Source organism: Nocardioides sp. DN36 (assembly GCF_055380375.1).
The window spans coordinates 376,639-397,880 of the sequence record NZ_AP043823.1; the positions used below are offsets into that span (position 1 = coordinate 376,639).

Consider the following 21,242-nt stretch of genomic DNA (forward strand, 5'->3'; position numbering starts at 1 on the left):
GAGGGTGCCGGGGTGACGCTTTCGCTGGGCGGCTCATTCTGGCCTGGTCGCCCGTGGCGCGCACGTGGGCGATCCGGGGACTCGTCGCTTGAGCACTGACGCTGGATGCGGGCCTTCTCTACCTCGTGTGGGGGCTGGCTTGAACCGTGGGTGAGGAGCTCGCGCCTTTGGGCGTTGCGAAACATCTGCTCGACCTTGGGCAGCTGGTTGCCCAGCATCGTGGCGATGGATAGACGCGGGTAGTGAGCCTGGCTCTCCGAACCCACTTGCGATTCGAGTCATGCCGCGCTTATGTACCGAAAACGCCAGCGCAAGCCCTCTATTACGAGCAGACAGCATCAAGACGGTGCAGGGTCGGGCCGCTGGCTTGTGCGCGTCTGCGCAGGTCAGAGCACACGCCGGCAAGTGTGGTCAAACAAGCCCGTTGCGAGACGAGCACGCGCTGGAGGTCCAGAGGTCGCAGGTTCAAATCCTGCCCCCGCTACAATGTGATGTCTCAGGACATCGGAAACTCCCGGACCCACGACTGTGGATCCGGGAGTTGTCATTTCTGGGGTCTGCGGGTGGGTCCTTTGGGGGCTCCGGTGGGCTGGTAGTCGCGGCTGGGGTCGAGGATCAGTTCGCGGAGGAGCTCGCCGGTGGCGGCGTCGACGATGCGGATGTGCAGGTCCTGGACGAGCAGCAGGACGTGGGTTCGGGCGTGGGTTCGGCCGATGCCGATGTGGTGGAGTCGGCCGTTGACGCGCAGGGTGACGCAGCCGGAGTCGTCGATGCGGTCGTGGCGGACCCGGTCGTGGGTGTCATTGGCCCGGTCGGTGCCGGGGGTGGCCTTCGGGCGTGCGGCGTAGGCGGTTGCTGGGGTGGCCAGGTGGGGCAGGGATCGGTGTGGGCGGTGCTGGTTGTACTGGACGGCGAACCGGTCCAGCAGGGCCTGCAGCTCGGGGATCGTGGACGGCTGGTCGGGTTGGGCGCGTAGCCACTTCTTCAGGGTCTGCTGGAACCGCTCGACCTTGCCGCAGGTGGTCGGGTGGTTGGGTCGGCTGTTCTTCTGCACGATGTCCAGGCGGCGCAGCTCATGCTCGAGGCTGGTGCGTCCGCCGCGGCCGCCGGCGAACCTGGTGGTGTAGACCATGCCGTTGTCGGTGAGCGTGGATGCCGGGTATCCGTGCAGGTCACAGGCGGCGCGGAAGGCCGCGAGCACGATCGGTGCGGTGACCCGCCGGTGCGCGGAGAGGTGCAGGGCGTAGCGGGCGTGGTCGTCGAGCCAGGTCAGGACCTCGCAGTCCGCGCCCGGAGTGCCGTCGGGGTTGGTGAGTCGGTAGTGGGTGAAGTCGGACTGCCAGGTCTCGTTCGGTTGCTCGGCCTCGAAGCGGATGTAGGACGACTTCGGTCGCTTGGCCGGCTCCGGGGTGATCGCGCCGGCCCTGGCGAGGATCCGGTTGATCGTGGCCCGCGACAGCATCACGTCGTGGTGGTGGGTCAGGTGCCAGCCGATGGTGTCCGCGCCGGCGTCCAGGCCGGCCTCGGCGAGCTGCTTGCGCAGTGCCAGCACCAGGTCGACGGTGGCCTCGGGGGTGGCGTTCGGTGAGGTCCGCGGGCGCCGCGATCTGGGCTCGAACGCCGCGTCCCCCTCGGCGCGGTAGCGGGCGAGCAGCTTGCTCACCCAGCCCTTGCTGACCCCGTACCGGGCGGCGGCCTCAGCCTGACTGACGCCCTCGATCTCGACCGCGGTGATGACCAGCCTGGCTTTCGACACGGCTGAGCATCCAGCCCACGACGGTGTTTCCTATGTCTTGAGACATGCGTTTCCTATGTCCTGAGCCAGGACACTGCCCCCGCTACAAAGTGCGAGAGGCCCTCACAGTCTGACTGTGAGGGCCTCTCGCATGTGCGCAAGCATTCACCACATCACGGAGTGCGTGAGCTCGGACACGGCATCAGGCAGTGTCAGTTCCGGGCGGGCGGCGGGCGAATGCCTGGTAGGGGATGTCGACGTCTGGAAGGACGTCGACGTGGGCGATGAAGTCGCGCCCGCGTCGTCCGACTGCCTGAGTGTCGTCACGGAGTCGCGGTACTTCGCCCATCACGGGGGACACCCATCGGGCCAAGGCCACGCGTCGCGGCTGTCCGGTCGGGCCGGTTCAACGCTGCCGCGTCTCCTGGACAGGTACGCCGGGAGCGTGCGTCCATCCGGCTTTGCATGTCGGGTCCTGGGACGAGCGCAACGGTGCCAGGTCGTAACCAGAGCTGAGCCGCGACCTGCTCGGCGAGGGTGACGTTGTTCCCGTCGTCGGTCGACCGGGTCTCTGACCCGCCTGCAGACTCATGTCGATGAAGCAGTGAAGGCGTACGACGCGGGTGACCTGCCGCTGACCCATCGCCAGAAGATCAAGCTGGACGACAGCCCGGAGCTCGAGCCGGCCTTCCGTGGTCAACGCATCGACCGGGCCGTGAAGTCGGCCGTGAAACAAGACGAAGCACTTCGTGGCGAGTTGTGGGTCTCGCGGTCCGGAGAGTTCGGTCCGGACTTCCATGACGTCATGTCCAACACCTGGTGGGACATCACCACGACGGGACAGTGGAAGGCACACGTCAGCCGGTATTCTGTGCCCTTCGGCGACGGGATTGGATTGTTCACGAATTGACGAGCGCACGAGCCCTGGCGGAACGCTGGCTCACGGGGGCGGGTCGCCTGCTCGCGTTCGACGCGGAGGCCCGCCTCGTGACGGGTGTTCCGCTCGACGACCTCCCGCTCGGCCGGCACGACGGCCGCGTCGACCTGCGTGGTCTCGTGCTGCCGAGCCCGGTCGAGCTGGGGCGCCACGAGGTGGCTGGGGGCACTGTGCGGCGGATGGCCGGGACCTTCACCCTCGAGCGGACCAGCTGGCGCGGCCTCGACCTGAGCGGCGCACGGCTGCAGAGCCTGCGGTTCGACCGGGCGAGGATCGTGGACTGCGTCCTCGACGGTGCGGACTGCCGGGACTGGCGGCTGTGGGACACCACGGTCGAGCGCTCGACCTTCCGACGTGCCGACCTGCGGGACAGCGGCCTCGGTGGGTGGAGCAACCGGCGGGGCTGCCGCTGGATCGACGTCACGTTCGACCGAGCGAAGATGCGGGAGAACACCACGACGGGCACCGTCTTCGCGGGGTGCTCGTTCGCGTCCGCGGACCTGACCCGCATGCACTTCGAAGGCTGTGAGCTGACCGACGTCACCTTCTCGGGCGAGCTGCGGGAGGTGATCTTCGACTGCCGGCCGGTGCGCGGCCGTCCGCGCGGGGGGATGACCCGGGTCGACTTCTCGACAGCGCAGTTCCGTGAGGTCGAGATCAACGGCGCCCGGCTCGCCGAGGTGACCCTGCCCCCGGGGGTGATGCTCGTGCCCCGCATCCACGAGGTCGCGCGCCGGGGCCTGTCCCTGCTGGACAGGGACGACTCGCCTGCCGCGAGGAAGGTGCGCATCGCGCTGGAGCACGAGCTCGAGGGTGCTCAGGACAAGAAGGCGGACGGCATCTTCGTCAAGGCCGACTACGAGGAGTACGGACCTGGCGTGGCCGACCTCGCCGAGCGGACGTTGCGCACAGTGCTCGGGTGACGTGAGCGGCGATCAGCGCATGCCTGACGGCCTCGAAGGTGCTTCCGCGCTGTTCGCCGCGCTCGTCGGAAGGCCGTGTGCCTCGGCGAGGCTCGTTCGACACCGGTTCCGGGACGACCCCTCGAGCGAGGTCGGGCCGGTCGAGCTGGGGTGGAGCGACGGCACGTTCACGACCCTCGACGCGACCGCCGACTGGACGCTCGACCTGACCTCGCAACCGTGGACCGACCCCTACGCCGGGGCCGGGGCCGTCGAGCGCCAGGAGCTGGCCGACGAGGTGGGTCTCTGGGAACCCACGACTGCGACCGGGGACCTCAACAGTCTGGTCGGTCGCTCGGTCACATCGGTGGACCCGATCCTCAACGAGGCCGGAGAGCTCTCCGGGCTCGAGCTCGGATTCGGCGACGTGACGTTGCTGGCCGTGGTCGAGGCAGGCAACCTCGTCGTGCACGTGAGCACCGAGACTGATTGAGCTGGTCGTGCGGTCGCAGTGGATCGGTCTCACATCGCTCCCTCCGCAGGGAAGGAGAGTCGATCAGCTCGGTGGTGCAGGCTGCGGGGGCGGCCAGAGGATCGCCGATGCCGAGCCGGCCCGCAGGTCGCCGTAGTCGACTCCGCGGCCTCGCCGTCGCCGTCGGTAAGGCAACAGGACTGTGAGCGCGACCCGTTCGGAGTGCTCCAGCGTGACGCGGACGGCGTCGTTGCCGAGCTCGGGCACACGGACGTCGGCGACGATGGCCGCGGCGCGCAGCTCGTCTCGTTGCGCAGAGAGTGCGCTGACCAGAGTCGTGACCAGGTCAGCGGAGTCGGGCCGTTCGTCACCGCTGTCCGTGGCCACCATGCGCTGCTGGCCGTTGGTGTCCACTGCGACTGCGAAGGGATGGAACTCGCCGTGCTCGTCCAGCTGCTGTTGGGCGAAGCCCAGAGCGAGGCCGAGCAGGCCGTCGAGGTCGTCCTGAGCCTGCTGAGAGGCTGCGTCGCGCCACGAAACCACAGCGCGCCTAGCTCGTCCGGCCGCTGAGGGCTCGGGCGCCGAGGTCGGTGTCAGTCACGTGCTCGCTTCCTGATGTGCGGGCGGGAGGGTGATCGTAGCCATCTTCGGGGTCCAGGTAGGAGGTCGATCCCCTGACCACCACGGCGACGACACTCGCGGGAAGCTGCCGGTGCCCGCGTCAGATCCACCCGGTCCTGGGCCTCCGACCTCGCTCGGGGCGCGCTGCTCGATGGTCAGGCACCGGCGGCCGGCCCGGAGTCCGCGGCCGCTGTGTCGCCGGTGGGGGTGACGGCCTGGGTCGCCCAGCTGGCGAGGAAGTCGAGGGCCTGGGCGGACGCGCTGCGCGGCTCGACGGTGTAGGTGATGATGGTCAGCCCGGTGTCGCCGGGCAGCGCGAGCGCCTCGCCGGTGAGCTCGAGCTCGCCGACGACCGGGTGGTGCATCCGCTTGGACGAGGTGCGGTGCAGGCGGACGTTGTGGCTGGCCCACCAGGTGCGGAAGTCCGCGCTGCGGGTGGAGAGCTCGCCGACGAGGTCGGACAGCGGGCGGTCGAAGGGGTTGCGGCCGGCCTCGATGCGCAGCGCGGCCACGGTGTCCCTGGCGACCGCCGCCCAGTCGACGTAGAAGTCGCGTGAGCGGTCGTCGAGGAACATGTACCGTGCGAGGTTCGGGCGCGCTGTCGTGGCTGCGTCGCCCGAGTCGCCCCCGGTCGGGAAGAGGTCGGCGAGCAGCGCCCGCCCGAGGCGGTTCACTGCCAGGAGGTCGAGCCGGTTGTTCCGGACGTAGGCGGGGGCGCCGATGGTGTCGAGGATGCGCTGCACACCCTCGCGCACGTGCTGCTTCGGTGCGGTGCGACGCTGTCGTGCGCCGGTGTTGGCGGCGCGGGCGAGGTCGAACAGGTGCGTGCGCTCCGACTCGTCGAGCTGAAGGGCGGACGCGAGTGCCTCCAGCACGGACTCCGAGACGCCGGTGAGGTTCCCGCGTTCGAGGCGCGTGTAGTAGTCGGTGCTGACGCCCGCGAGCAAGGCGACCTCCTCGCGGCGCAGACCCTTGACGCGGCGGTTGGTGCCGTACAACGGCAGGCCGGCCTGCTCGGGCGTGATCCGCGCTCGTCGGGAGCTCAGGAAGTCGCGCACCTCGGTCCGATTGTCCATGGCTCGACGCTACGTGCCCCGCAGGTGGCTGGGGAGGGTCTGGCATTACCTGTCAAGGGGGCCACTGGCACGTCCCCGGCAGGAGCGGTCCCCTTGAGGGGTGCTCGCATCGATCGTCAACCAGCCCCTCGACCAACTGCCGCGGCGTACGCACCGGCTGGCTCCGCTCGCGGTCGCCATGCTCGGCTTCTTCGTGGTCGCGCTCGACGCGCAGATCGTCAACGTCGCGCTGCCGGACATCGGTCGCGACCTCGGCGGTGGGCTGTCCGGCCTGCAGTGGGTGGTCACGGGATACACGTTGACGTTCTCGTCCCTGCTGCTGTTCGCAGGCACCCTCTCCGACCGGACCGGCGCTCGTCGCGCGTACGGCGCGGGGATGGGCCTCTTCGTCCTGGCCTCGGCTGCGTGCGGTCTGGCGCCGTCCCTCGGCGTGCTGGTCGCCGCCCGCGTCGCGCAGGGCGTCGGTGCCGCCCTGATCACACCGACCTCGCTGGCGCTGATCCGGGAGGCGTACGACGACGCCCGCCAGCGCGCGAAGGCCGTGGCCTACTGGGCGCTGGGCGGTTCGGTCGCGGCCGCGGCCGGCCCGATCCTCGGCGGCATCCTGACCCAGCTGGACTGGCGAGTCATCTTCTTCATCAACCTGCCCGTCGGGGCGATCGCGCTCGCGCTGCTCGCCAGGGTGCCCGACTCCGTGCGCCGCCCGCACTCCTTCGACCTCGTCGGCCAGGTGACCGCGATCATCGCGTTGGTCGGGTTCACCTACGCCGTCATCGAGGGCGGCAGCCACGGCTACGGTGACCCGCAGATCGTCACGGCGTTCGTCGTGGCCGGTCTCGGCGCGGTCGCGTTCCTGCTGTCCCAGGCCCGGGGGCGGCACCCGATGGTGCCGCTGGACCTCTTCCGGGCGCGGCCGGTGGCGGTCTCGCTGGCGGCGGCGTTCGTCACGATGGCCGGGTTCTACGGCGTGGTGTTCGTGCAGAGCCTGTACTTCCAGGAGATCCGCGCCGCATCTCCGCTGGAGACCGGCCTGCTGTTCCTGCCGATGACCGCCCTGGTGGCCATCCTCAACCCGACCGCCGCCGGGGTCGCCCTCCGGTTCGGCTCCAAGGTCCCGGTCATCGGCGGACAGGTCCTCATGGTCCTCGGTCTGCTCGGTCTCGCCTTCGCCGCCGTGGACCTGCCGCTGTGGGCCGTCGCGCTGCTCATGGTGCCGGTCGGCGTCGGGGGCTCGTTCACCGTCCCGCCGCTGACCTCGCTGCTCCTCGACGCGGTCCCCGCACCTCGAGCCGGCACCGCCAGCGGTGTCCTGAACACCGCCCGCCAGGTCGGCGGCTCCATGGGCGTCGCCGCCAGCGGGGCGGTCATCGCCCACACGGCCGGCTTCATGGGCGGCTTGCGGGTCAGTCTCGTCGCCCTCGCCGTGCTCGTCGGGGTGACCGCCGCGCTCAGCTTCCTGCTGCCCCGAGGTGGAATGGACGCCGCATGAGGGGGCCCCGCTTCAACCCGGCCGACACCAGTGCGCCCACCAACAGCCCGTCGCCGGACCGGACCGACGGTTCGACCCCGTCGGTCCTGGTGGCCTACTTCTCCCGCGCGGGGGAGAACTACCACCACGGCGACCGCACCGACCTCGACGTCGGCAACACCGAGGCCCTGGTCCGCATCATGAGCCGGCGCCTGGACGCGCTGGGCATCGCCCACGACGTGCACCGCATCGAGGCCGCCTACCCGTACTCCGACGACTACGACGACACCGTGGCCCGCAACGTGCGCGAGCAGGACGCCGACGCCCGGCCGGGCATCACGAACCCGCTGGACTCGATCGACCAGTACGACGTGGTCCTGCTGGCCAGCCCGATCTGGAACGTGCGGCCGCCGATGATCATGCACACGTTCGTCGACGGCCATGACTGGGCCGGCAAGACGGTCCACCCGGTCACCACCCACGCCATGAGCGGTCTCGGCACTGCCGACCGCGAGTACACCGATGCCTGCAGCGGCGCCACGGTCGGTGAGGCCCTCGCCGTGCAGGGCGAGGAGGTCGGCGACGCCGGACCGTCGGCCGTCGACTCGTGGCTCAGCCGCATCGACCTGACCGGAGCGAGCCGCAGATGAGTCACGAAGTCACCTACTCACCCGATGAGGGGGGTTACACCAGTCCCTCCCACGAGCGAACCGACCTGCCTAACGTCGACGACATGACGGAGAACATGATCATGCTGACCCTGAACAACGGCGTAGAGCTCCCTGCCCTCGGGCTCGGGGTCTTCCAGACCCCGCCCGACGAGACCCGCGCAGCGGTCGAGGCCGCACTGAGGACCGGCTACCGCCACGTCGACACCGCGGCGGCGTACGGCAACGAGCGTGAGGTCGGCGAGGCCATCCACGGCTCCGGCCTGGCCCGCGACGAGGTCTTCGTCGAGACCAAGATCTGGATCAGCGACTACGGCTACGAGGAGACGCTGCACGGCTTCGAGAAGAGCGCCGGCAAGCTCGGCGTCGACCAGATCGACCTGCTCATCCTGCACCAGGCGCTCCCGTCGGAGCTCGACAGGACACTCGAGGCGTATCGCGCCCTGGAGACCCTGCTGGAGCAGGGGAAGGTCCGCGCGATCGGGGTCAGCAACTTCATGGTGGACCACCTCGAGCGGCTGCTGGAGAAGGCGAGCGTGGTGCCCGCGGTCAACCAGATCGAGGTGCACCCCTACTTCCAGCAGCACGAGGTGCAGGCTCTCGGCGCCGAGCACGGCATCCTGACCCAGGCCTGGTCGCCGATCGGTGGCATCACCTTCTACCGCGAGGGCAACCACACCAGCACCCTCGAGGACCCGACCATCGTCGGCATCGCCCAGGCGCACTCCAAGAGCCCGGCCCAGGTGATGCTTCGCTGGCACCTGCAGCAGGGTCGCTCGGTGATCCCGAAGTCCACCAAGGCCCACCGCATCGCGGAGAACTTCGACGTCTTCGACTTCGACCTGACCGCCGACGAGCTCGCCGCCATCGACGTCCTCGACACCGGCCAGCGCGGCGGCCCCGAGCCCGAGGCCATCACCCTCGAGGCGTTCGGCCGCGCCATCCCCGAAGCCTGACCGCTCACATCGTCGCGTCCACCCCCCGAGCCGGCCGCGACTCCTGAGCACCGGAGTCGGCGAGGGGGCAGGACTGTCCCCACGGGCGAGCTCATGAAACCTCGCCGCGCTGACGGCAATGCCATCCCGGCCACGGCCATCACCCTGCTGTGCTGTGGGCCGTGACGGGGCTTCCAGCGGATCATGGGTGGATGGAGCACCTGGGGACCGTCCTGATGATCTGGGCACATCCCGACGACGAGACCTATCTCGCCGGAGGCGTCTCTGCCCTGCTGGCCGACGCCGGCCAGCGCGTCGTCTGCGTCACCGCCACCCGCGGTGAGGCCGGGGTGGCGCGAGCCACGCCCCAGCAGGTGGCACGACTCGCGGAGGTCCGCAGTGAGGAGCTCGAGAGTGCCCTGCGCATCCTCGGGGTGGCCGAGCACCACTGGCTCGACCTCCCGGACGGCGGGTGCGCGGACCTCGATCCCGAGGAGGTGGTCGACCGACTCGCCGCGGTGGTCGACGACGTAGTGCCGGACACCGTCATCACCTTCGGGCCGGACGGCTTCACCGGTCACCCCGACCACCGGGCCGTGAGCGCGTGGGCAGACCTCGCCCTCGAGCGGGCCGCCGTCCGGCCACGGCTGCTGCACGCGGTCGCGCGTGACACCACCGTCGAGTGGGAGCTGGCCGCGCAGTTCGGGGTCTTCGAGCTGGGACGCCCCCGGGTCTGCTCCGACGACGAGCTCGAGCTGCTGCTCGAGCTCGAGGGGGCCATCCTCGACCGCAAGGTGCAGGCGCTGCTGGGACAGGCGTCGCAGACAGGCGGCCTGGTCGAGGTGATGGGTGTGGAGACGTTCCGCGCCTGGGTGGCGCACGAGGCGTTCGCTGCACCTGCGCGCCGGTGACGGTCAGGACGACGACCCCCAGGCCTTCGCTGACCGTCGCCGCCGGCGAGCGCCGTGGGAACGATCGAACCCTCCACGCGGCGGAGGTCCGTCTGCGACGGTTGCCTCATGGCGAGGTCACCCGACGCATCGACACCCCCCGGGATCGGGCGGGCACGGAGCAGAGCACCTCGGGGGCGGATCGTGCAGGAGATCCGGAGCTGGTCACCCGGACGGCTGCTCGCGACCTCGTCGGTCCTGCTGCTCGCGCTGTCGGCGTGTGGTCACCACGACCCGGACGCCAACGAGCCACCCGCGCAGGGCAGCCCGACCAGCGCGGGGGAGTGCAACGACCTGCCGCTCATCGGCAGCGACGGGGGAGTGGTGCTCGGCACCGACTGGTCCACCGAGACCCACCCCTACGACCAGCCGGTCGACCTGACAGTCTGCGTCACCGTCTCCGACAGCGGCACGGTGCGCGTGCGGTCCTCGGACGCCGGCGTCACCGTGACGCCCCGGACGCAGCAGCTCCCGGCCTCGGGGAGCGGGCTCCTCACCGTGCAGGTGCGCGTCGCGCCCACGACCCCGTCCGGCACGGCCCTGCGACTGGAGCAGCTCGGAGGCGTCTTCGGCGACACGTCCGGCCCGTCGATCGTCACGACGGCCGACGGCTGGCACTTCGACGGATCCTGACCGCCCGAACCCGACTCGAAGGCGGGAAGCCGGGCTCGCGGACGGTGCGAGCCGCCGGCCGTCAGGCCCTACGCCGCTGCTCCGCTCGGAGCCCGTGGTCGCCGTAGCTGTTGTCGACCGGGTTGACGGTGACGCCGCCGCCTTCGGCGCCACCGACCCGGCTGGCCTACGTCGAGATCCGCCAGGCGGTGGCATCCCCGGACGGGGCGTGCCACGTGGCGCTCGGCTCGATCGCTCCGCCCAGGACGCCGTCGCTGGTGCTGATCTCCACGACCGGGCCGTCGACCAGGACCCGCACCGGGCCGCCCGACCAGGGCATGGTCCAGGTCTCGTGGCCGGGACGCTTGAGGGCGACGACCTTGTTGCCGGTCGTGATCCGGGCGGTCCCGCCGCTCTCCGATCCCAGGGGGAGGTGGTCACCGTCGGGTGCCGGCGTCCACTCGACGTCGATCGCCGGAGCGGGTTCGCCGGGACCGACCTCCGCACCTCGTCGGGCCTCGACCTCCGGGTGCGGGCGCGCCACGAGGCGGCCGTCCACCACGGAGAGCAGGTAGGGGGCACTCAGGCAGCCGGCCCATCCCTGCTCGGGGTCGGCGACGCCGCGCATCCAGAACATCAGGCACGGGCGGCCGTCGCGGTCGCGGAAGAACGAGGGTGCGTAGTAGGAGCCGCCGAAGCTCAGCTGCCCCCAGTCGGTGGGGGAGAAGCGCCCGTCGCGGTAGGAGTGCGCGTCGCCGATGCCGTAGCCGGCGTGGTGGAGGACGTCGTCGTCCCAGACCGAGCTCACCATCACCCAGTGGTCGTCGACCTCGAAGACCTGCGGGCACTCCCACAGCGCGCCCATCCAGACCGGGTCCGTCTCCCGGGTCGAGCGTGCGGCCGCCACCCCGTCGTAGCTCCACGCGGCGAGGTCGCCCGAGACGTAGGTGAGCGCGAGTGCCCGACCGTCACGGGCGGCCGCCCCGACGAACATCCGCCAGCCCGACTGCTCGCGGATCACGAAGGGGTCGCGGAACGCGACCAGGTCCAGGTCCTCGGGAGGTCGTACGACGACGTCGCCCTTCGTCCACTCGTCCCAGGTGTCGTCGACGGGGGACGCGACGCGGATCCGCCCGAGCCCGAGGTCCGGCTGGGCGACGGAGGTGTAGAGGATCTGCGTGCGCTCGGCGTCGACGACCAGGCTGCCGGTCCAGATGCCGTCGTCGCCGTCCCCGGGCGCGATCGCGACGCCCCGAGACGTCCACGTCAGGAGGTCGGGGCTGGTGGCGTGGCCCCAGTGGCAGTGGGGCGCCCACACGGGGCTGTCCGGGACGTACTGGTGGAAGAGGTGGTACTCGCCCGCGTGGAACGTGAGGCCGTGGGGATCGTTGATCCAGCCGGTCTCGGAGGTGAAGTGGATCGTCGGTCGCATCTGCCTCACTCCTGTCCGGCGTCGTGGGCGCGACGGTTCGCGCGGGCCCGGTCGATGTCGCCACGCTCCCACTCGTCGCGATGGGCGCGCCACAGAGGTCCACACCGATGCTCGTGCGCCGTCCCGAGTCCCGTGGTCCGAAACCCACAAGTCGAGGGTCCCGGCGACCGATGATCAGGGCATGACCCCTGCGCTCGACCGACGACTGCACCTCGTCCTGGGAGGACTTCTCATGGCCGGTGCGGTCCTTGCCGGCGCCGTCGGCTCGTCGACCACCCGCGCGGTGACCCCGGCGGCAGCCGCGCCGGCGACCAGGGCAGCCGCGCAGGGCTTCGCCCCGGGCTGCATCGGCTACTGCCGGCACCCCACGAACGCCGCGAAGGTGTTCCAGTGGGGCGTCGAGGAGTGGCGCCGTGAGTTCGAGGACCGCACCACCAGCCAGGCCGAGGGTGAGTGGGCCACCGACCACCCGGAGCTGGTCGAGCAGCGTGAGGGGATGCTGACCATCCACGCCACCTCGTCCACCGAGCTGGTGACGGTCGAGGCGACCGATCAGTCAGCCCGGTACGGACGGTGGGAGGCCCGGGTCCGCGCCGTCGAGGAGTCCACGGGGGAGACCCCGTTCTCCTTCGTGTGGGAGCTCGCCCCCGGTGACGAAGTCGACTGCGACGCGAACCGGATCGTGCTGGCGAGGTACCGGCCCGGCCACGAACGGGCCCGGGGCCGGGTCACCACCGCCCCGGACCAGGCATTCCGGTACTCCCAGCCGCTGGACCTGCGCTCGCGGGCCTGGCACACGTACGCCGTCGAGGTCACGCCGGACCACATCTCGTGGTTCGTCGACACCGCGGTGGTGCGGACCGAGCGGCGGACCGAAGCCCTGGCCGGGGCGACGTTCCACCCCGAGTTCGAGATCGTGGGTCGCCCGGGCCGCCTGATGAACACCTCGCGGATGCAGATGGACTGGGTCCGGTTCTACGACCTGCACCGGCCGGGGGCGCAGTCCATCGCCGCACCCCGCATGCGCCGCGGGACGTTCGAGCCCTCCTGCTGAGAGGCGCGCCCCGTCACCGCGGTCCTCAGGTGTCGATCGCCTCGACGTTCGCGCGGCCCTCGGTGGCCAGGACCAGCGAGATCCAGCCGTCGGTGCCGAGCGTCCTGCGGACCGAGCTGCCGGTCACGTCGTAGCGGCCGACGAAGCGGTGCGTCACGACGTACGTCGCGTCCGCCCACGTGCCGCAGACCTCGCCGGTGGCGGCCAGGCGCAGGGAGCGGTCCCTGGTCCCGCTCACGTCCAGGGTGGCGGTGCCGGGCTCGCAGACGCCGGGGTCGGGCAGGGTGCCGTCGGCCGCGGCCAGCACGGCGGTGTAGCCGCCGTCGAACGGTGCTCCGGTGACCCGGCCGGTGAGCCGGGCGGAGCCGCCGTCGATGACGTACGAGCCGACGCCGGCCCCGCGCAGGTCGATCCGGGGCGGGGCCGCGGCGCCCGCGGGAGCGGCGGTGGCCGCGGCGATCAGGGCGCCGCCGACCAGGGCGAAGGTGGTGGTGCGGACGTTCATGGTGGGTCTCCTCGGGTGGGGGTGGTGCGGGGTCGACCCGAACGTTGGCCCGGGGGACTTGGCCTGCGCTTGAGGGCGGCTTGGGCCCCGGGACCCAAGTCGGCCTCAAGCCCGCCTCAAGAGCGCGGACCCACCGTGGTGGACGTCAGCACACACCACCCCGGAGGAACCATGAGCATCACCGACACCCGCACCGCGCCGACCACGTCCCCCGCCCCCTTCGCCGAGCTGGACGCCCGCACGTCCGGCACCGTCGCCGTCCCCGGCGACGGGGCGTACGACGCCCTCGTCTCGCCCTGGAACGTCGCGATCCCGGTGCGTCCCGCAGCGGTGCTGGACGCGCGGACCGCGCAGGACGTGGTCGAGGCCGTCCGCTTCGCCGGCCGCCACGGAATGCGCGTCACCCCGCATGCGACCGGGCACGGCCCGATGGCCGAGCTCACCACCGAGCTGCTCGTCACCACCCGGGGACTCGACGAGTGCGTCGTGCACCCGGAGGGCTGGGCCCGGGTCGGGGCCGGGGTCAAGTGGCTCCGCGTCGTCGAGGCGGCAGCTCCCCACGGCCTCGCGCCCCTGTCCGGCTCGATCACGGACGTGGGCGTCGTCGGCTACACCACCGGCGGCGGCCTCGGCCCGATGGCCCGCACCCACGGCCTCGCGATCGACAAGGTGCGCGCCATCGAGGTGGTCACCGGCGACGGCGTCCTGCGCCGGGCGACCCCCACCGAGCACCCCGAGCTCTTCTTCGCCCTGCGCGGCGGCAAGGGCATGCTGGGGATCGTCACCGCGATCGAGTTCGACCTCGTCCACCAGCCCACGTTCTACGGCGGCTCGCTGTGGTTCGACGGCGACGACGCGGCGTCGGTCATCGAGCGCTGGCTGCACTGGTCCGAGGACCTCCCCGAGCTCGCCACCACCTCGATCGCCCTGTTCCAGCTGCCGGCCATGCCCGGGGTCCCGCCGGAGCTCGCCGACCGGATGACGCTCTCGGTCCGCTACGTCTGGACGGGGGACCCCGACGAGGGGGAGCGCCGGTTCGCCCCGATCCGCGAGTCGGCGCCCGTCCTGCTCGACGACGTGGCGCTCAAGCCCTACACCGCGATCGACTCGGTGCACACCGACCCGCTGGACCCGCTTCCGGCCCACGAGTCGGCCGCGGTCCTCACCGACTTCCCCGCAGAGGCCGTCGACGCCCTGCTGGCCCTGACGGGACCGGGCTCGCAGTCGCCCCAGGTGCTGGTGGAGGTGCGGCAGATGGGCGGCGCCACGGCCCGGGCCGGCGAGCACGAGAGCGCGTTCAGCGCGCGGGGCGCGGCGTACTCGCTGCTGACCGTGGGCATCGCCGGCACCCCGGGCCTGGAGTCCCACTCGGAGGCGATCCTGGAGGCGCTCGCGCCCTGGACGGGCGGTCCGCGGCTGCCGAACTTCACCTTCAGCCCGGAGGAGTACGTCGACGCGTACGACGAGGCCACGCGGGCGCGGCTGCGTCGGGCGATCGACACCTACGACCCGCTGGGCGTGATGGCCATCGGTCGCGTGTTGTCCCGGTGACCCAGCAGGGTGACCCAGCGCAGGCTGCCCCGGTCCGGAATCCCGGGCCGGGGCACCGTGCGCTCGTGGCACGTCGTCCGAGGGGTGTTGGCGACGCACTGGATCTGCGAGCCTGCGAGTGGGAGACGAACCCCTCCCGTGCCTCGGACCACCCCACTCGTGTTCACCAGGAGGACGACATGACCGCGTACCAGGTCGGCTACTTCGTCGGGAGCCTGTCATCGACGTCGATCAACCGGGTCCTGAGCCGGGCCCTGATCCGGCTGGCGCCGAAGGACCTGGAGTTCACCGAGCTCCCCATCGGCAACCTCCCGTTGTACTCCCCGGACTTCGACAACAGCTACCCCGCGGAGCCCCAGGCGCTCAAGGACGCCATCGCCCGCTCGGACGCCGTCCTGTTCGTCACCCCGGAGTACAACCGCTCGATCCCGGGCGCCCTGAAGAACGCCATCGACTGGGCCTCACGGCCCTGGGGGAAGAACTCCTTCGACCACGTGCCGGCGGCGGTGATCGGGGCCTCGCCCGGACAGATCGGCACCGCGGTGGGCCAGCAGAGCCTGCGCGCGGTCCTGAGCTTCTGCAACGCCCGTCAGATGACCGCGCCGGAGGCCTACATCACCTTCAGGCCGGGGCTGTTCACCGACGACGGCGAGGTGACCGACGAGTCGACGGCGGCCTTCCTGTCGGACTTCATGCAGGAGTTCCGTGACCATGTCGAGCGGGTCCTGACGGTCCTCCCTCGACCCTGACGAAGCGCTCGGGACCAGCGCGCGACGTGAAAGTGGCCGCGGACCGCGAAATCATCCTTCTCGGATGACGCGGCCCGGGGGAGAGTCGACGACGCTCGACGGTGACCCACGAGCCCCGACATCGAGGAGTCACCATGAGCAGCAACCAGCTGGACCCCCGGTCCATGGCCGACGTCCAGACGGTCAGCAACTTCGCCGCGCCCGGTTCACCGGAGTGGCAGCACCAGCAGTACACGATCCAGCAGTCCGCCTGGGTGGCGTGGGTGAACTTCGCCGGCGTGATGCTCGTCCTCCTCGGCCTCTTCCACGGCATCGAGGGGCTCGTCGCGCTCCTGCGCGACGAGGTGTACGTCGTCGGCAGCCGAGGCCTGGCCGTCGACGTCAGCTACACCACGTGGGGCTGGGTGCACCTGGCGTGGGGCGTGCTGGCCATCCTGGTCGGCACGAGCCTGCTCGCCGGCCGGATGTGGGCGCGGATCATCGCGGTGGTCCTGGCCATGCTGAGTGCCGTGGCGAACCTCGCCTTCATGCCGGCCTACCCGCTCTGGTCGGCCCTCATGATCGTCATCGACATCCTCGTCATCTGGGCGGTCACCCTGCACGGCGCCGAGGTGAAGGCCCCCGAGGTGTGAGCCCGGGACGCGTCCGAACTCGCTTCAGCAGGTGCGAGAGGGTGTGCCGAGCCTGGCCACGAGACCGGTGAGCAGCGTGATCCGCTGCGTCACGGTGGCGAGGTCGAGCCACTCCTCGGGGGAGTGGTCACCGCCCCCGACCGGGCCGAGTCCGTCCAGCGCGGGAATGCCGGCAGCCGCCAGCAGGTTCGCATCGGCCGATCCGCCGGTCCGCGCGAAGCCGATCTCGAGGCCGAGGTCCGCAGCCACCTCCGCGGCGGTCTCGGCGAGCGAACGTGAGGCAGGGTCGGCCTCCCAGGGCGGCGCGACGTTCTCGAGCTGGACCTTGATCGAGGCCCCGGGCAGCGAGGGGCGCTCGGCGATCCGGTGGATCTCCTCGACCACCTGGCGGAACGAGCTCGTGTGCCGGGTGCGTACGTCGGCGACCACGCGGCCGTGGCCCGGGACGACGTTCGCGCGATCACCGCTCGACACGATCCCCACGTTGACCGTCACGTCGGGCCCGCTGCGGTCGAGCGCCGCGAGGTCGAGGGCCAGCTGCCCCGCGACCAGGGCCGCGTTGACGCCTCGCTCCGGCTCGATACCGGCGTGGGCCGCCCTTCCCGTGATCTCCAGCACCGCGTCGGCCACCCCCTTGCGGGCGATGACCAGCCGGCCGTCCTCGCGCGCGCACTCCAGGCACAGGGCAGCGTCGTGGCAGGCGGCCAGCTCCTCGAGGAGGGGCCGGGACGACGGACTCCCGACCTCCTCGTCCGGGGTGGCCACCAGGGTCACCTGTCCGAAGTCACGGAAGCCCAGGTCATCGAGGACCTGGAGCGCGGTGACCCCGGCCAGGAGACCGCCCTTGTCGTCGCTCACCCCGGGTCCGGTGGCCCGGTCTCCCGAGACGGCGAAGGGGCGGGACTGAGCGGTGCCACGGGGGAAGACCGTGTCCAGGTGGCCGCACAGCAGCAGGCGGGCGCCGCCGTCGCCCCGACGGGTCGCCACCACGGCACTCGCGTTCGCCGGCCCGCCACGAGGCCGCTGCACGTCGTACCCTGCCCCGCCCAGCATGGCCGCCACGACGTCGCCGACGCGGTCGACGCCCTCGACGTCCCCGGACCCGGAGTCGATGGCGACCAACGCTCGCAGCGCGTCCAGATAGGCGTCGTACCGACCCTCCACCCGGTCGCGGATCGTGTCCAGAGCGACGGGCATCAGAGGACCTTGGAGAGGAAGGTCCGGGTGCGCTGGTGCTGCGGGTCGTCCAGGACGGCAGCGGGTGGGCCGTGCTCGACGACCACGCCCTCGTCCATGAAGTAGACCGAGTCGGCCACCTCGCGCGCGAACCCCATCTCGTGGGTCACGACCACCATGGTCATGCCGGTGGCGGCCAGGTCCTTCATGACCTCCAGGACCTCACCCACCAGCTCGGGGTCGAGTGCGGAGGTCGGCTCGTCGAAGAGCATCAGCGGGGGACGCAGGGCGAGTGCCCGGGCGATGGCGACGCGCTGCTGCTGACCGCCGGAGAGCTGGGCAGGGTAGCGGTCGCCCATGCCGGCCAGTCCCACGCGCTCCAGCAGCTCCCCGGCCGTGCGCCGGGCCTGGGCGCGCGAGGTGCCGCCCACCAGCACGGGGGCGTGCGCGATGTTCTGCGTCGCGGTGAGGTGGGGAAACAGGTTGAAGCGCTGGAAGACCATGCCGATGTCGCGCCGTTGGGCCGCGACCTCCCTGGGGCGCAGCTCGTGGAGCCGCCCGCCGTGCTGGCGGTAGCCGACGAGGTGGCCGTTGACGCGCAGCTGACCGCCGTCGAGGCTCTCCAGGTGGTTGATGCACCGCAGGAACGTGGACTTCCCGGACCCGGAGGGGCCGATCAGGCAGGTCACGTCGCCGGCATCGACGGTGAGGTCGATGCCGCGCAGGACCTCCGTGCGGCCGAACGACTTGCGGACCCCCACGGCCTCCACCATCGGGGCCGCGGTTGAGGCGGAGCGGGGCTGGTCGTGATTGCTGGCGCTCGTCATCAGTGTGCCTCTCCGCCCGTGAGCCAACGGGCTGCCAGACCTCGGTGGGGGGTGCCGTGGCCGCGGCCGTACCGCCGCTCGAGGGCGTACTGACCGAGGCTCAGCACGCTGGTCATCAGCAGGTACCAGATCGCCGCCACCACGAGCAGCGGGATCACCTGGAAGTTCTGTGCGTAGACGCTCTGCACCGCGGTGAGGAGGTCCTTGCCCCCGATCACGGAGACCAGGGCGGTGGACTTGAGCATGGTCACGGTCTCGTTGCCCATCGGGGGCACGATCACCCGCATGGCTTGGGGAAGCGTGATGGTCCGCATCGTCTGACCGGCCGTGAGGCCCAGCGCCCTGGCCGCATCCTGTTGGCCCTCGTCGATCGAGGCGATGCCACCGCGCACCACCTCGGCGGCGTACGCGATCTCGTTGAGGCTGAGTGCCAGGACCGCAGCGGTCATCGGTCCGACCACGGCGTTGGTGTCGAGGTCGACGATGTTCCAGTCCGTGAACGGGACACCGAGCTGGATGCGCTCGTAGAGAGCCGCGAGGAATCCCCAGAAGATGATCTGGACCAAGAGCGGAGTGCCGCGGAAGAACCACACGAAGAGCCAGGCCGTCACGCGCAGCACGGGGTTCGCCGACAGCCTCATCACGGCAACGACGACGCCGCCTGCCGTGCCGATCGCCATCGCGACCGCGGTGAGCACCAGCGTGATGCCGACGCCGCGGAGGACGAAGTCGGCGAACAGGTAGTCGCCCACGATGTCCCAGTGCAGATTGGGATTGCGGGCCAAGGACAGCAGCAGCGAGCCGCCGAGGACCAGGACGACGGCGGCCGCCACCCAGCGTCCCCAGTGACGCAGGGGCACGGCTTCGAGGTCAGTGGTGACCGCGGCCTCCGGGGGACCGGTCGGTCGGGTGTCTTGCTGGGTGGACATCCGGATGCCTCCTCGGGCGTCGGCGGTCAGTCGACAGCGGCGTCGATGGTGGCGCGGTCGATCCCGATCCCGTCCAGGTCGTGCTTGGCGAGGATCTTGTCGTAGGTCCCGTCGTCGATCAGGGACTGCAGCGCTGCCTGGAACGCCGCAGCGAGCTCGGCATCGGACTTGTCGAAGCCGATCCCGTTCGGGGACGCCTCGTAGCCGTTGGGGGCCTCCGGGTCATCGACCACCTCGGCCTGACCCGTGAGCTTCTCCGCATCGACGAGGAGGTTGACCTTGGTCGCGGCGACGGCGTCGGCCTTGCCCGCCATCAGCGCCTGGACCGCGTCGGTGTTCTGGGGGTACTCGGTGACGGCGATCGGAGAGGCGCCGCAGCTCGCGTCGCTGAACGAGGCGAGCAGGCTGACCTGCTTCGAGGCCTTCTGGGCAGCCACGTCGTGGCCACACAGGTCCTCGAGGCCGGCGATCCCCTCGGGGTTGCCGTCCTTGACCAGGATGCCGGTCCCGGAGGCGGTGTAGTCGACGAACGTCGCGGTCGCCTGGCGCTCCTTGTTGTCGGTGATGCCGCCGACGATGGCGTCGTACTTGCCGGCCTGCAGGCCGGGCACGAGACCGTCGAAGGGCTGCTGCTGGAAGGGTGCGGCGAGACCGAGACGGGCGGCGACGGCCTGCAGCAGGTCGTAGTCGAGACCGACGAAGTGGTCGGTGTCGCCCTCGGTCTGGAAGTCGACGAAGGGCGGGTACGGCGCGTTCGTCGCGACGGTGACCTTCTTCGCCGAGCGGACCTCGGGGGGCAGCTTGTCGGCCAGGTGGGGATCCATCTCGACGGTGCCGACCTCGGGGATGTCGAGGCTGGACGCCCCGGCCCGGGCGGCGGCGCTCGCGCTGGCCCCCTCGTCCGCCCCGCTGCCGCACGCGCTGAGCGCGCACGCGGCGACCAGCGCGGCGCCGGCGAGACCCAGCGGACGGCGGACGCGGGTGCGGCGGCCGACGGTGGACAGGATTGTGGAAGTGGTCATCGCGAGGCTCCCTCGTGTGGAAGTGACCGACTCACGGCCATGAGTGCTCTGGAACACACGTTACATCCGACACGCCGAGAAGGGAATGCGTAACGAAACGATCTACACGATCCCGTGCCGGTGGGAGACGTCCTCGAAGCGCGCCAGGCGCCGTTCCGCCAGGTCGCCCGCCGCGCCGATGACGCCCGCGACGAGCAGCTCGACCACGGCGAGCGCCGGGGTGAGGCTGTCGTAGACCGCGATCGCCTCGACCCTGACGGGCAGCACGACGTGGGCGATGGACGAGATGGGAGAGAGCCACCGGTCGGTCACGAGGATGACCCGGGCGCCGGCTTCCACGCAGGCCGCGGCCAGCTCCTGGGTCGCCTCCTCGTAGCGACGGAAGTCGAACAGCACCACCACGTCGCGGCGTCCGACGTCCATGAGCACGTCGGTCCGTTCGACCGGCCGGACGGGCAGGACCGTTGCGTCGCCGCGGACCTGCATCAGGTGGAGGACGAGGTACTCGGCCAGGAGTCGGGTGAATCGACCACCCTCGGCAATGACCCGGAACCTCGTGTTCGCCAGCAGGGAGCAGGCGGTCTCCAGCTCGTCGGGCGGGAGCGCGTCGAGCGTGGACCGGGTGATGTCGGGCAGGAGACGCCGCCCCCGGGCGAGCGCGACCATCGCCGGGGAGGCCTCCGGGTCCACCTCGTGCACCGAGGGCTCGCTGATCAGGACGGTCAGGGGTGAGGTCTCACGCTCCCCGAGCTCGCGGCGGAGCGCCTCCTGCATGTCGGCGAAACCCGCGAAGCCGAGTCGCGCCGAGAACCGCAGCACCGTCGGCCCACTGGTCTGGGCCTTCCCGGCGAGGCTGGCCACGGTGTCGAGCCCGGCGGCGGGGTAGTCCGCGAGCAGGGCCCTGCCCACCCGGCGTTCCGCGGGGCTGCACCGGCCCAGGCCTTCTCGTACTCGCTCAGCGACGGTCATCGACGCACCTCCGTGTAACG

22 protein-coding genes are annotated in these 21,242 nt (G+C 71.1%); 12 read left to right on the forward strand and 10 right to left on the reverse strand.

The genetic code is table 11. The features are described 5' to 3' along the window. Nucleotides 1-544: 544 nt before the first annotated feature. The gene (locus ACZ43H_RS02710; RefSeq protein WP_464587542.1) at nucleotides 545-1,756 is read right to left on the reverse strand and encodes an IS481 family transposase; all 1,212 of its coding nucleotides are present in this window, start codon (nucleotides 1,754-1,756) and stop codon (nucleotides 545-547) included. A 583-nt stretch (nucleotides 1,757-2,339) separates the two neighbouring features. On the opposite strand from ACZ43H_RS02710, the gene ACZ43H_RS02715 reads away from it, so the two are divergent. The 3 genes from ACZ43H_RS02715 to ACZ43H_RS02725 are packed head-to-tail and all read left to right on the forward strand — an operon-like array spanning nucleotide 2,340 to nucleotide 4,067. Further along, nucleotides 2,340-2,645 carry a hypothetical protein gene (locus tag ACZ43H_RS02715; RefSeq protein ID WP_464587544.1) on the forward strand — a complete coding sequence of 102 codons (306 nt, stop codon included), beginning with the start codon at nucleotides 2,340-2,342 and terminating at the stop codon, nucleotides 2,643-2,645. Beyond that, nucleotides 2,642-3,595: a pentapeptide repeat-containing protein gene (locus tag ACZ43H_RS02720; RefSeq protein ID WP_464587546.1), complete on the forward strand. Its 954-nt coding sequence runs from the start codon at nucleotides 2,642-2,644 to the stop codon at nucleotides 3,593-3,595. Before ACZ43H_RS02715 ends, ACZ43H_RS02720 begins: the two co-directional genes overlap by 4 nt. A gap of 19 nt (nucleotides 3,596-3,614) precedes the next feature. Then, the gene (locus ACZ43H_RS02725) at nucleotides 3,615-4,067 is read left to right on the forward strand and encodes a hypothetical protein (protein WP_464587547.1); all 453 of its coding nucleotides are present in this window, start codon (nucleotides 3,615-3,617) and stop codon (nucleotides 4,065-4,067) included. 63 nt (nucleotides 4,068-4,130) lie between these two features. On the opposite strand, the gene ACZ43H_RS02730 is transcribed toward ACZ43H_RS02725, so the two are convergent. Further along, the gene (locus ACZ43H_RS02730; RefSeq protein ID WP_464587549.1) at nucleotides 4,131-4,589 is read right to left on the reverse strand and encodes a hypothetical protein; all 459 of its coding nucleotides are present in this window, start codon (nucleotides 4,587-4,589) and stop codon (nucleotides 4,131-4,133) included. Nucleotides 4,590-4,822: 233 nt separating this feature from the next. Then, nucleotides 4,823-5,743, reverse strand: coding sequence for a helix-turn-helix transcriptional regulator (locus ACZ43H_RS02735; RefSeq protein WP_464587551.1), 921 nt, complete (start codon nucleotides 5,741-5,743; stop codon nucleotides 4,823-4,825). Between the two features lie 100 nt (nucleotides 5,744-5,843). Between ACZ43H_RS02735 and ACZ43H_RS02740 the strand changes: the two genes are divergently transcribed. The 5 genes from ACZ43H_RS02740 (at nucleotide 5,844) to ACZ43H_RS02760 (ending at nucleotide 10,397) form a co-directional block, all read left to right on the forward strand. Next, entirely contained in the window at nucleotides 5,844-7,232 is a 1,389-nt protein-coding gene (locus ACZ43H_RS02740) for a DHA2 family efflux MFS transporter permease subunit (RefSeq protein WP_464587552.1), read from the forward strand. Further along, complete coding sequence (locus ACZ43H_RS02745; protein WP_464587553.1) at nucleotides 7,229-7,861, forward strand: flavodoxin; 633 nt, start codon at nucleotides 7,229-7,231, stop codon at nucleotides 7,859-7,861. Before ACZ43H_RS02740 ends, ACZ43H_RS02745 begins: the two co-directional genes overlap by 4 nt. An 83-nt stretch (nucleotides 7,862-7,944) precedes the next feature. Continuing rightward, nucleotides 7,945-8,835 carry an aldo/keto reductase gene (locus tag ACZ43H_RS02750; RefSeq protein ID WP_464587554.1) on the forward strand — a complete coding sequence of 297 codons (891 nt, stop codon included), beginning with the start codon at nucleotides 7,945-7,947 and terminating at the stop codon, nucleotides 8,833-8,835. 191 nt (nucleotides 8,836-9,026) lie between these two features. Next, nucleotides 9,027-9,725 (forward strand): PIG-L deacetylase family protein, encoded by a 699-nt coding sequence (locus tag ACZ43H_RS02755; protein ID WP_464587556.1) that lies wholly within the window; start codon nucleotides 9,027-9,029, stop codon nucleotides 9,723-9,725. Between the two features lie 183 nt (nucleotides 9,726-9,908). Then, nucleotides 9,909-10,397 (forward strand): hypothetical protein, encoded by a 489-nt coding sequence (locus ACZ43H_RS02760; protein ID WP_464587557.1) that lies wholly within the window; start codon nucleotides 9,909-9,911, stop codon nucleotides 10,395-10,397. Between the two features lie 166 nt (nucleotides 10,398-10,563). Here the strand turns inward: ACZ43H_RS02760 and ACZ43H_RS02765 are convergent, their stop codons facing one another. Beyond that, on the reverse strand, nucleotides 10,564-11,808 hold the full coding sequence (locus ACZ43H_RS02765; protein ID WP_464587558.1) for a glycoside hydrolase family 32 protein: 1,245 nt from the start codon (nucleotides 11,806-11,808) through the stop codon (nucleotides 10,564-10,566). A 181-nt stretch (nucleotides 11,809-11,989) separates the two neighbouring features. Between ACZ43H_RS02765 and ACZ43H_RS02770 the strand changes: the two genes are divergently transcribed. Next, nucleotides 11,990-12,862 (forward strand): glycoside hydrolase family 16 protein, encoded by an 873-nt coding sequence (locus ACZ43H_RS02770; protein WP_464587560.1) that lies wholly within the window; start codon nucleotides 11,990-11,992, stop codon nucleotides 12,860-12,862. Between the two features lie 25 nt (nucleotides 12,863-12,887). Here the strand turns inward: ACZ43H_RS02770 and ACZ43H_RS02775 are convergent, their stop codons facing one another. Further along, nucleotides 12,888-13,367: a hypothetical protein gene (locus tag ACZ43H_RS02775; RefSeq protein ID WP_464587562.1), complete on the reverse strand. Its 480-nt coding sequence runs from the start codon at nucleotides 13,365-13,367 to the stop codon at nucleotides 12,888-12,890. Between the two features lie 171 nt (nucleotides 13,368-13,538). Here ACZ43H_RS02775 and ACZ43H_RS02780 point away from each other — a divergent pair, with 171 nt between their 5' ends. The 3 genes from ACZ43H_RS02780 to ACZ43H_RS02790 all read left to right on the forward strand — a co-directional run bounded on the left by ACZ43H_RS02780 (nucleotide 13,539) and on the right by ACZ43H_RS02790 (nucleotide 16,299). Beyond that, entirely contained in the window at nucleotides 13,539-14,918 is a 1,380-nt protein-coding gene (locus ACZ43H_RS02780; protein WP_464587563.1) for an FAD-binding oxidoreductase, read from the forward strand. 179 nt (nucleotides 14,919-15,097) lie between these two features. After that, a complete protein-coding gene (locus tag ACZ43H_RS02785) occupies nucleotides 15,098-15,667 on the forward strand; it encodes an NADPH-dependent FMN reductase (protein WP_464587564.1) in 570 nt (189 codons plus the stop codon). Nucleotides 15,668-15,801: 134 nt separating this feature from the next. Then, complete coding sequence (locus ACZ43H_RS02790) at nucleotides 15,802-16,299, forward strand: DUF7144 family membrane protein (protein WP_464587566.1); 498 nt, start codon at nucleotides 15,802-15,804, stop codon at nucleotides 16,297-16,299. Between the two features lie 24 nt (nucleotides 16,300-16,323). Here the strand turns inward: ACZ43H_RS02790 and ACZ43H_RS02795 are convergent, their stop codons facing one another. From ACZ43H_RS02795 to ACZ43H_RS02815, 5 genes are all read right to left on the reverse strand, one after another. Beyond that, entirely contained in the window at nucleotides 16,324-17,496 is a 1,173-nt protein-coding gene (locus ACZ43H_RS02795; RefSeq protein ID WP_464587567.1) for a M20 family metallopeptidase, read from the reverse strand. Beyond that, entirely contained in the window at nucleotides 17,496-18,302 is an 807-nt protein-coding gene (locus ACZ43H_RS02800; RefSeq protein WP_464587568.1) for an amino acid ABC transporter ATP-binding protein, read from the reverse strand. The genes ACZ43H_RS02795 and ACZ43H_RS02800 overlap by 1 nt, the downstream gene beginning before the upstream one ends. Then, the gene (locus ACZ43H_RS02805; protein ID WP_464587570.1) at nucleotides 18,302-19,231 is read right to left on the reverse strand and encodes an amino acid ABC transporter permease; all 930 of its coding nucleotides are present in this window, start codon (nucleotides 19,229-19,231) and stop codon (nucleotides 18,302-18,304) included. The genes ACZ43H_RS02800 and ACZ43H_RS02805 overlap by 1 nt, the downstream gene beginning before the upstream one ends. Nucleotides 19,232-19,257: 26 nt before the next feature. Further along, the gene (locus tag ACZ43H_RS02810) at nucleotides 19,258-20,253 is read right to left on the reverse strand and encodes a transporter substrate-binding domain-containing protein (RefSeq protein WP_464587571.1); all 996 of its coding nucleotides are present in this window, start codon (nucleotides 20,251-20,253) and stop codon (nucleotides 19,258-19,260) included. 102 nt (nucleotides 20,254-20,355) lie between these two features. Continuing rightward, a complete protein-coding gene (locus ACZ43H_RS02815; RefSeq protein WP_464587573.1) occupies nucleotides 20,356-21,222 on the reverse strand; it encodes a MurR/RpiR family transcriptional regulator in 867 nt (288 codons plus the stop codon). Nucleotides 21,223-21,242 lie beyond the last annotated feature (20 nt).

Coding starts and splice junctions, on each gene's coding strand:
- ACZ43H_RS02770 (WP_464587560.1), top strand. CDS start 11,990: ATGACCCCTGCGCTCGACCGACGACTGCACCTCGTCCTGGGAGGACTT.
- ACZ43H_RS02810 (WP_464587571.1), bottom strand. CDS start 20,253: ATGACCACTTCCACAATCCTGTCCACCGTCGGCCGCCGCACCCGCGTC.
- ACZ43H_RS02815 (WP_464587573.1), bottom strand. CDS start 21,222: ATGACCGTCGCTGAGCGAGTACGAGAAGGCCTGGGCCGGTGCAGCCCC.
- ACZ43H_RS02775 (WP_464587562.1), bottom strand. CDS start 13,367: ATGAACGTCCGCACCACCACCTTCGCCCTGGTCGGCGGCGCCCTGATC.
- ACZ43H_RS02755 (WP_464587556.1), top strand. CDS start 9,027: ATGGAGCACCTGGGGACCGTCCTGATGATCTGGGCACATCCCGACGAC.
- ACZ43H_RS02785 (WP_464587564.1), top strand. CDS start 15,098: ATGACCGCGTACCAGGTCGGCTACTTCGTCGGGAGCCTGTCATCGACG.
- ACZ43H_RS02790 (WP_464587566.1), top strand. CDS start 15,802: ATGAGCAGCAACCAGCTGGACCCCCGGTCCATGGCCGACGTCCAGACG.
- ACZ43H_RS02735 (WP_464587551.1), bottom strand. CDS start 5,743: ATGGACAATCGGACCGAGGTGCGCGACTTCCTGAGCTCCCGACGAGCG.
- ACZ43H_RS02780 (WP_464587563.1), top strand. CDS start 13,539: ATGAGCATCACCGACACCCGCACCGCGCCGACCACGTCCCCCGCCCCC.
- ACZ43H_RS02805 (WP_464587570.1), bottom strand. CDS start 19,231: ATGTCCACCCAGCAAGACACCCGACCGACCGGTCCCCCGGAGGCCGCG.
- ACZ43H_RS02750 (WP_464587554.1), top strand. CDS start 7,945: ATGACGGAGAACATGATCATGCTGACCCTGAACAACGGCGTAGAGCTC.
- ACZ43H_RS02795 (WP_464587567.1), bottom strand. CDS start 17,496: ATGCCCGTCGCTCTGGACACGATCCGCGACCGGGTGGAGGGTCGGTAC.
- ACZ43H_RS02765 (WP_464587558.1), bottom strand. CDS start 11,808: ATGCGACCGACGATCCACTTCACCTCCGAGACCGGCTGGATCAACGAT.
- ACZ43H_RS02725 (WP_464587547.1), top strand. CDS start 3,615: ATGCCTGACGGCCTCGAAGGTGCTTCCGCGCTGTTCGCCGCGCTCGTC.
- ACZ43H_RS02745 (WP_464587553.1), top strand. CDS start 7,229: ATGAGGGGGCCCCGCTTCAACCCGGCCGACACCAGTGCGCCCACCAAC.
- ACZ43H_RS02800 (WP_464587568.1), bottom strand. CDS start 18,302: ATGACGAGCGCCAGCAATCACGACCAGCCCCGCTCCGCCTCAACCGCG.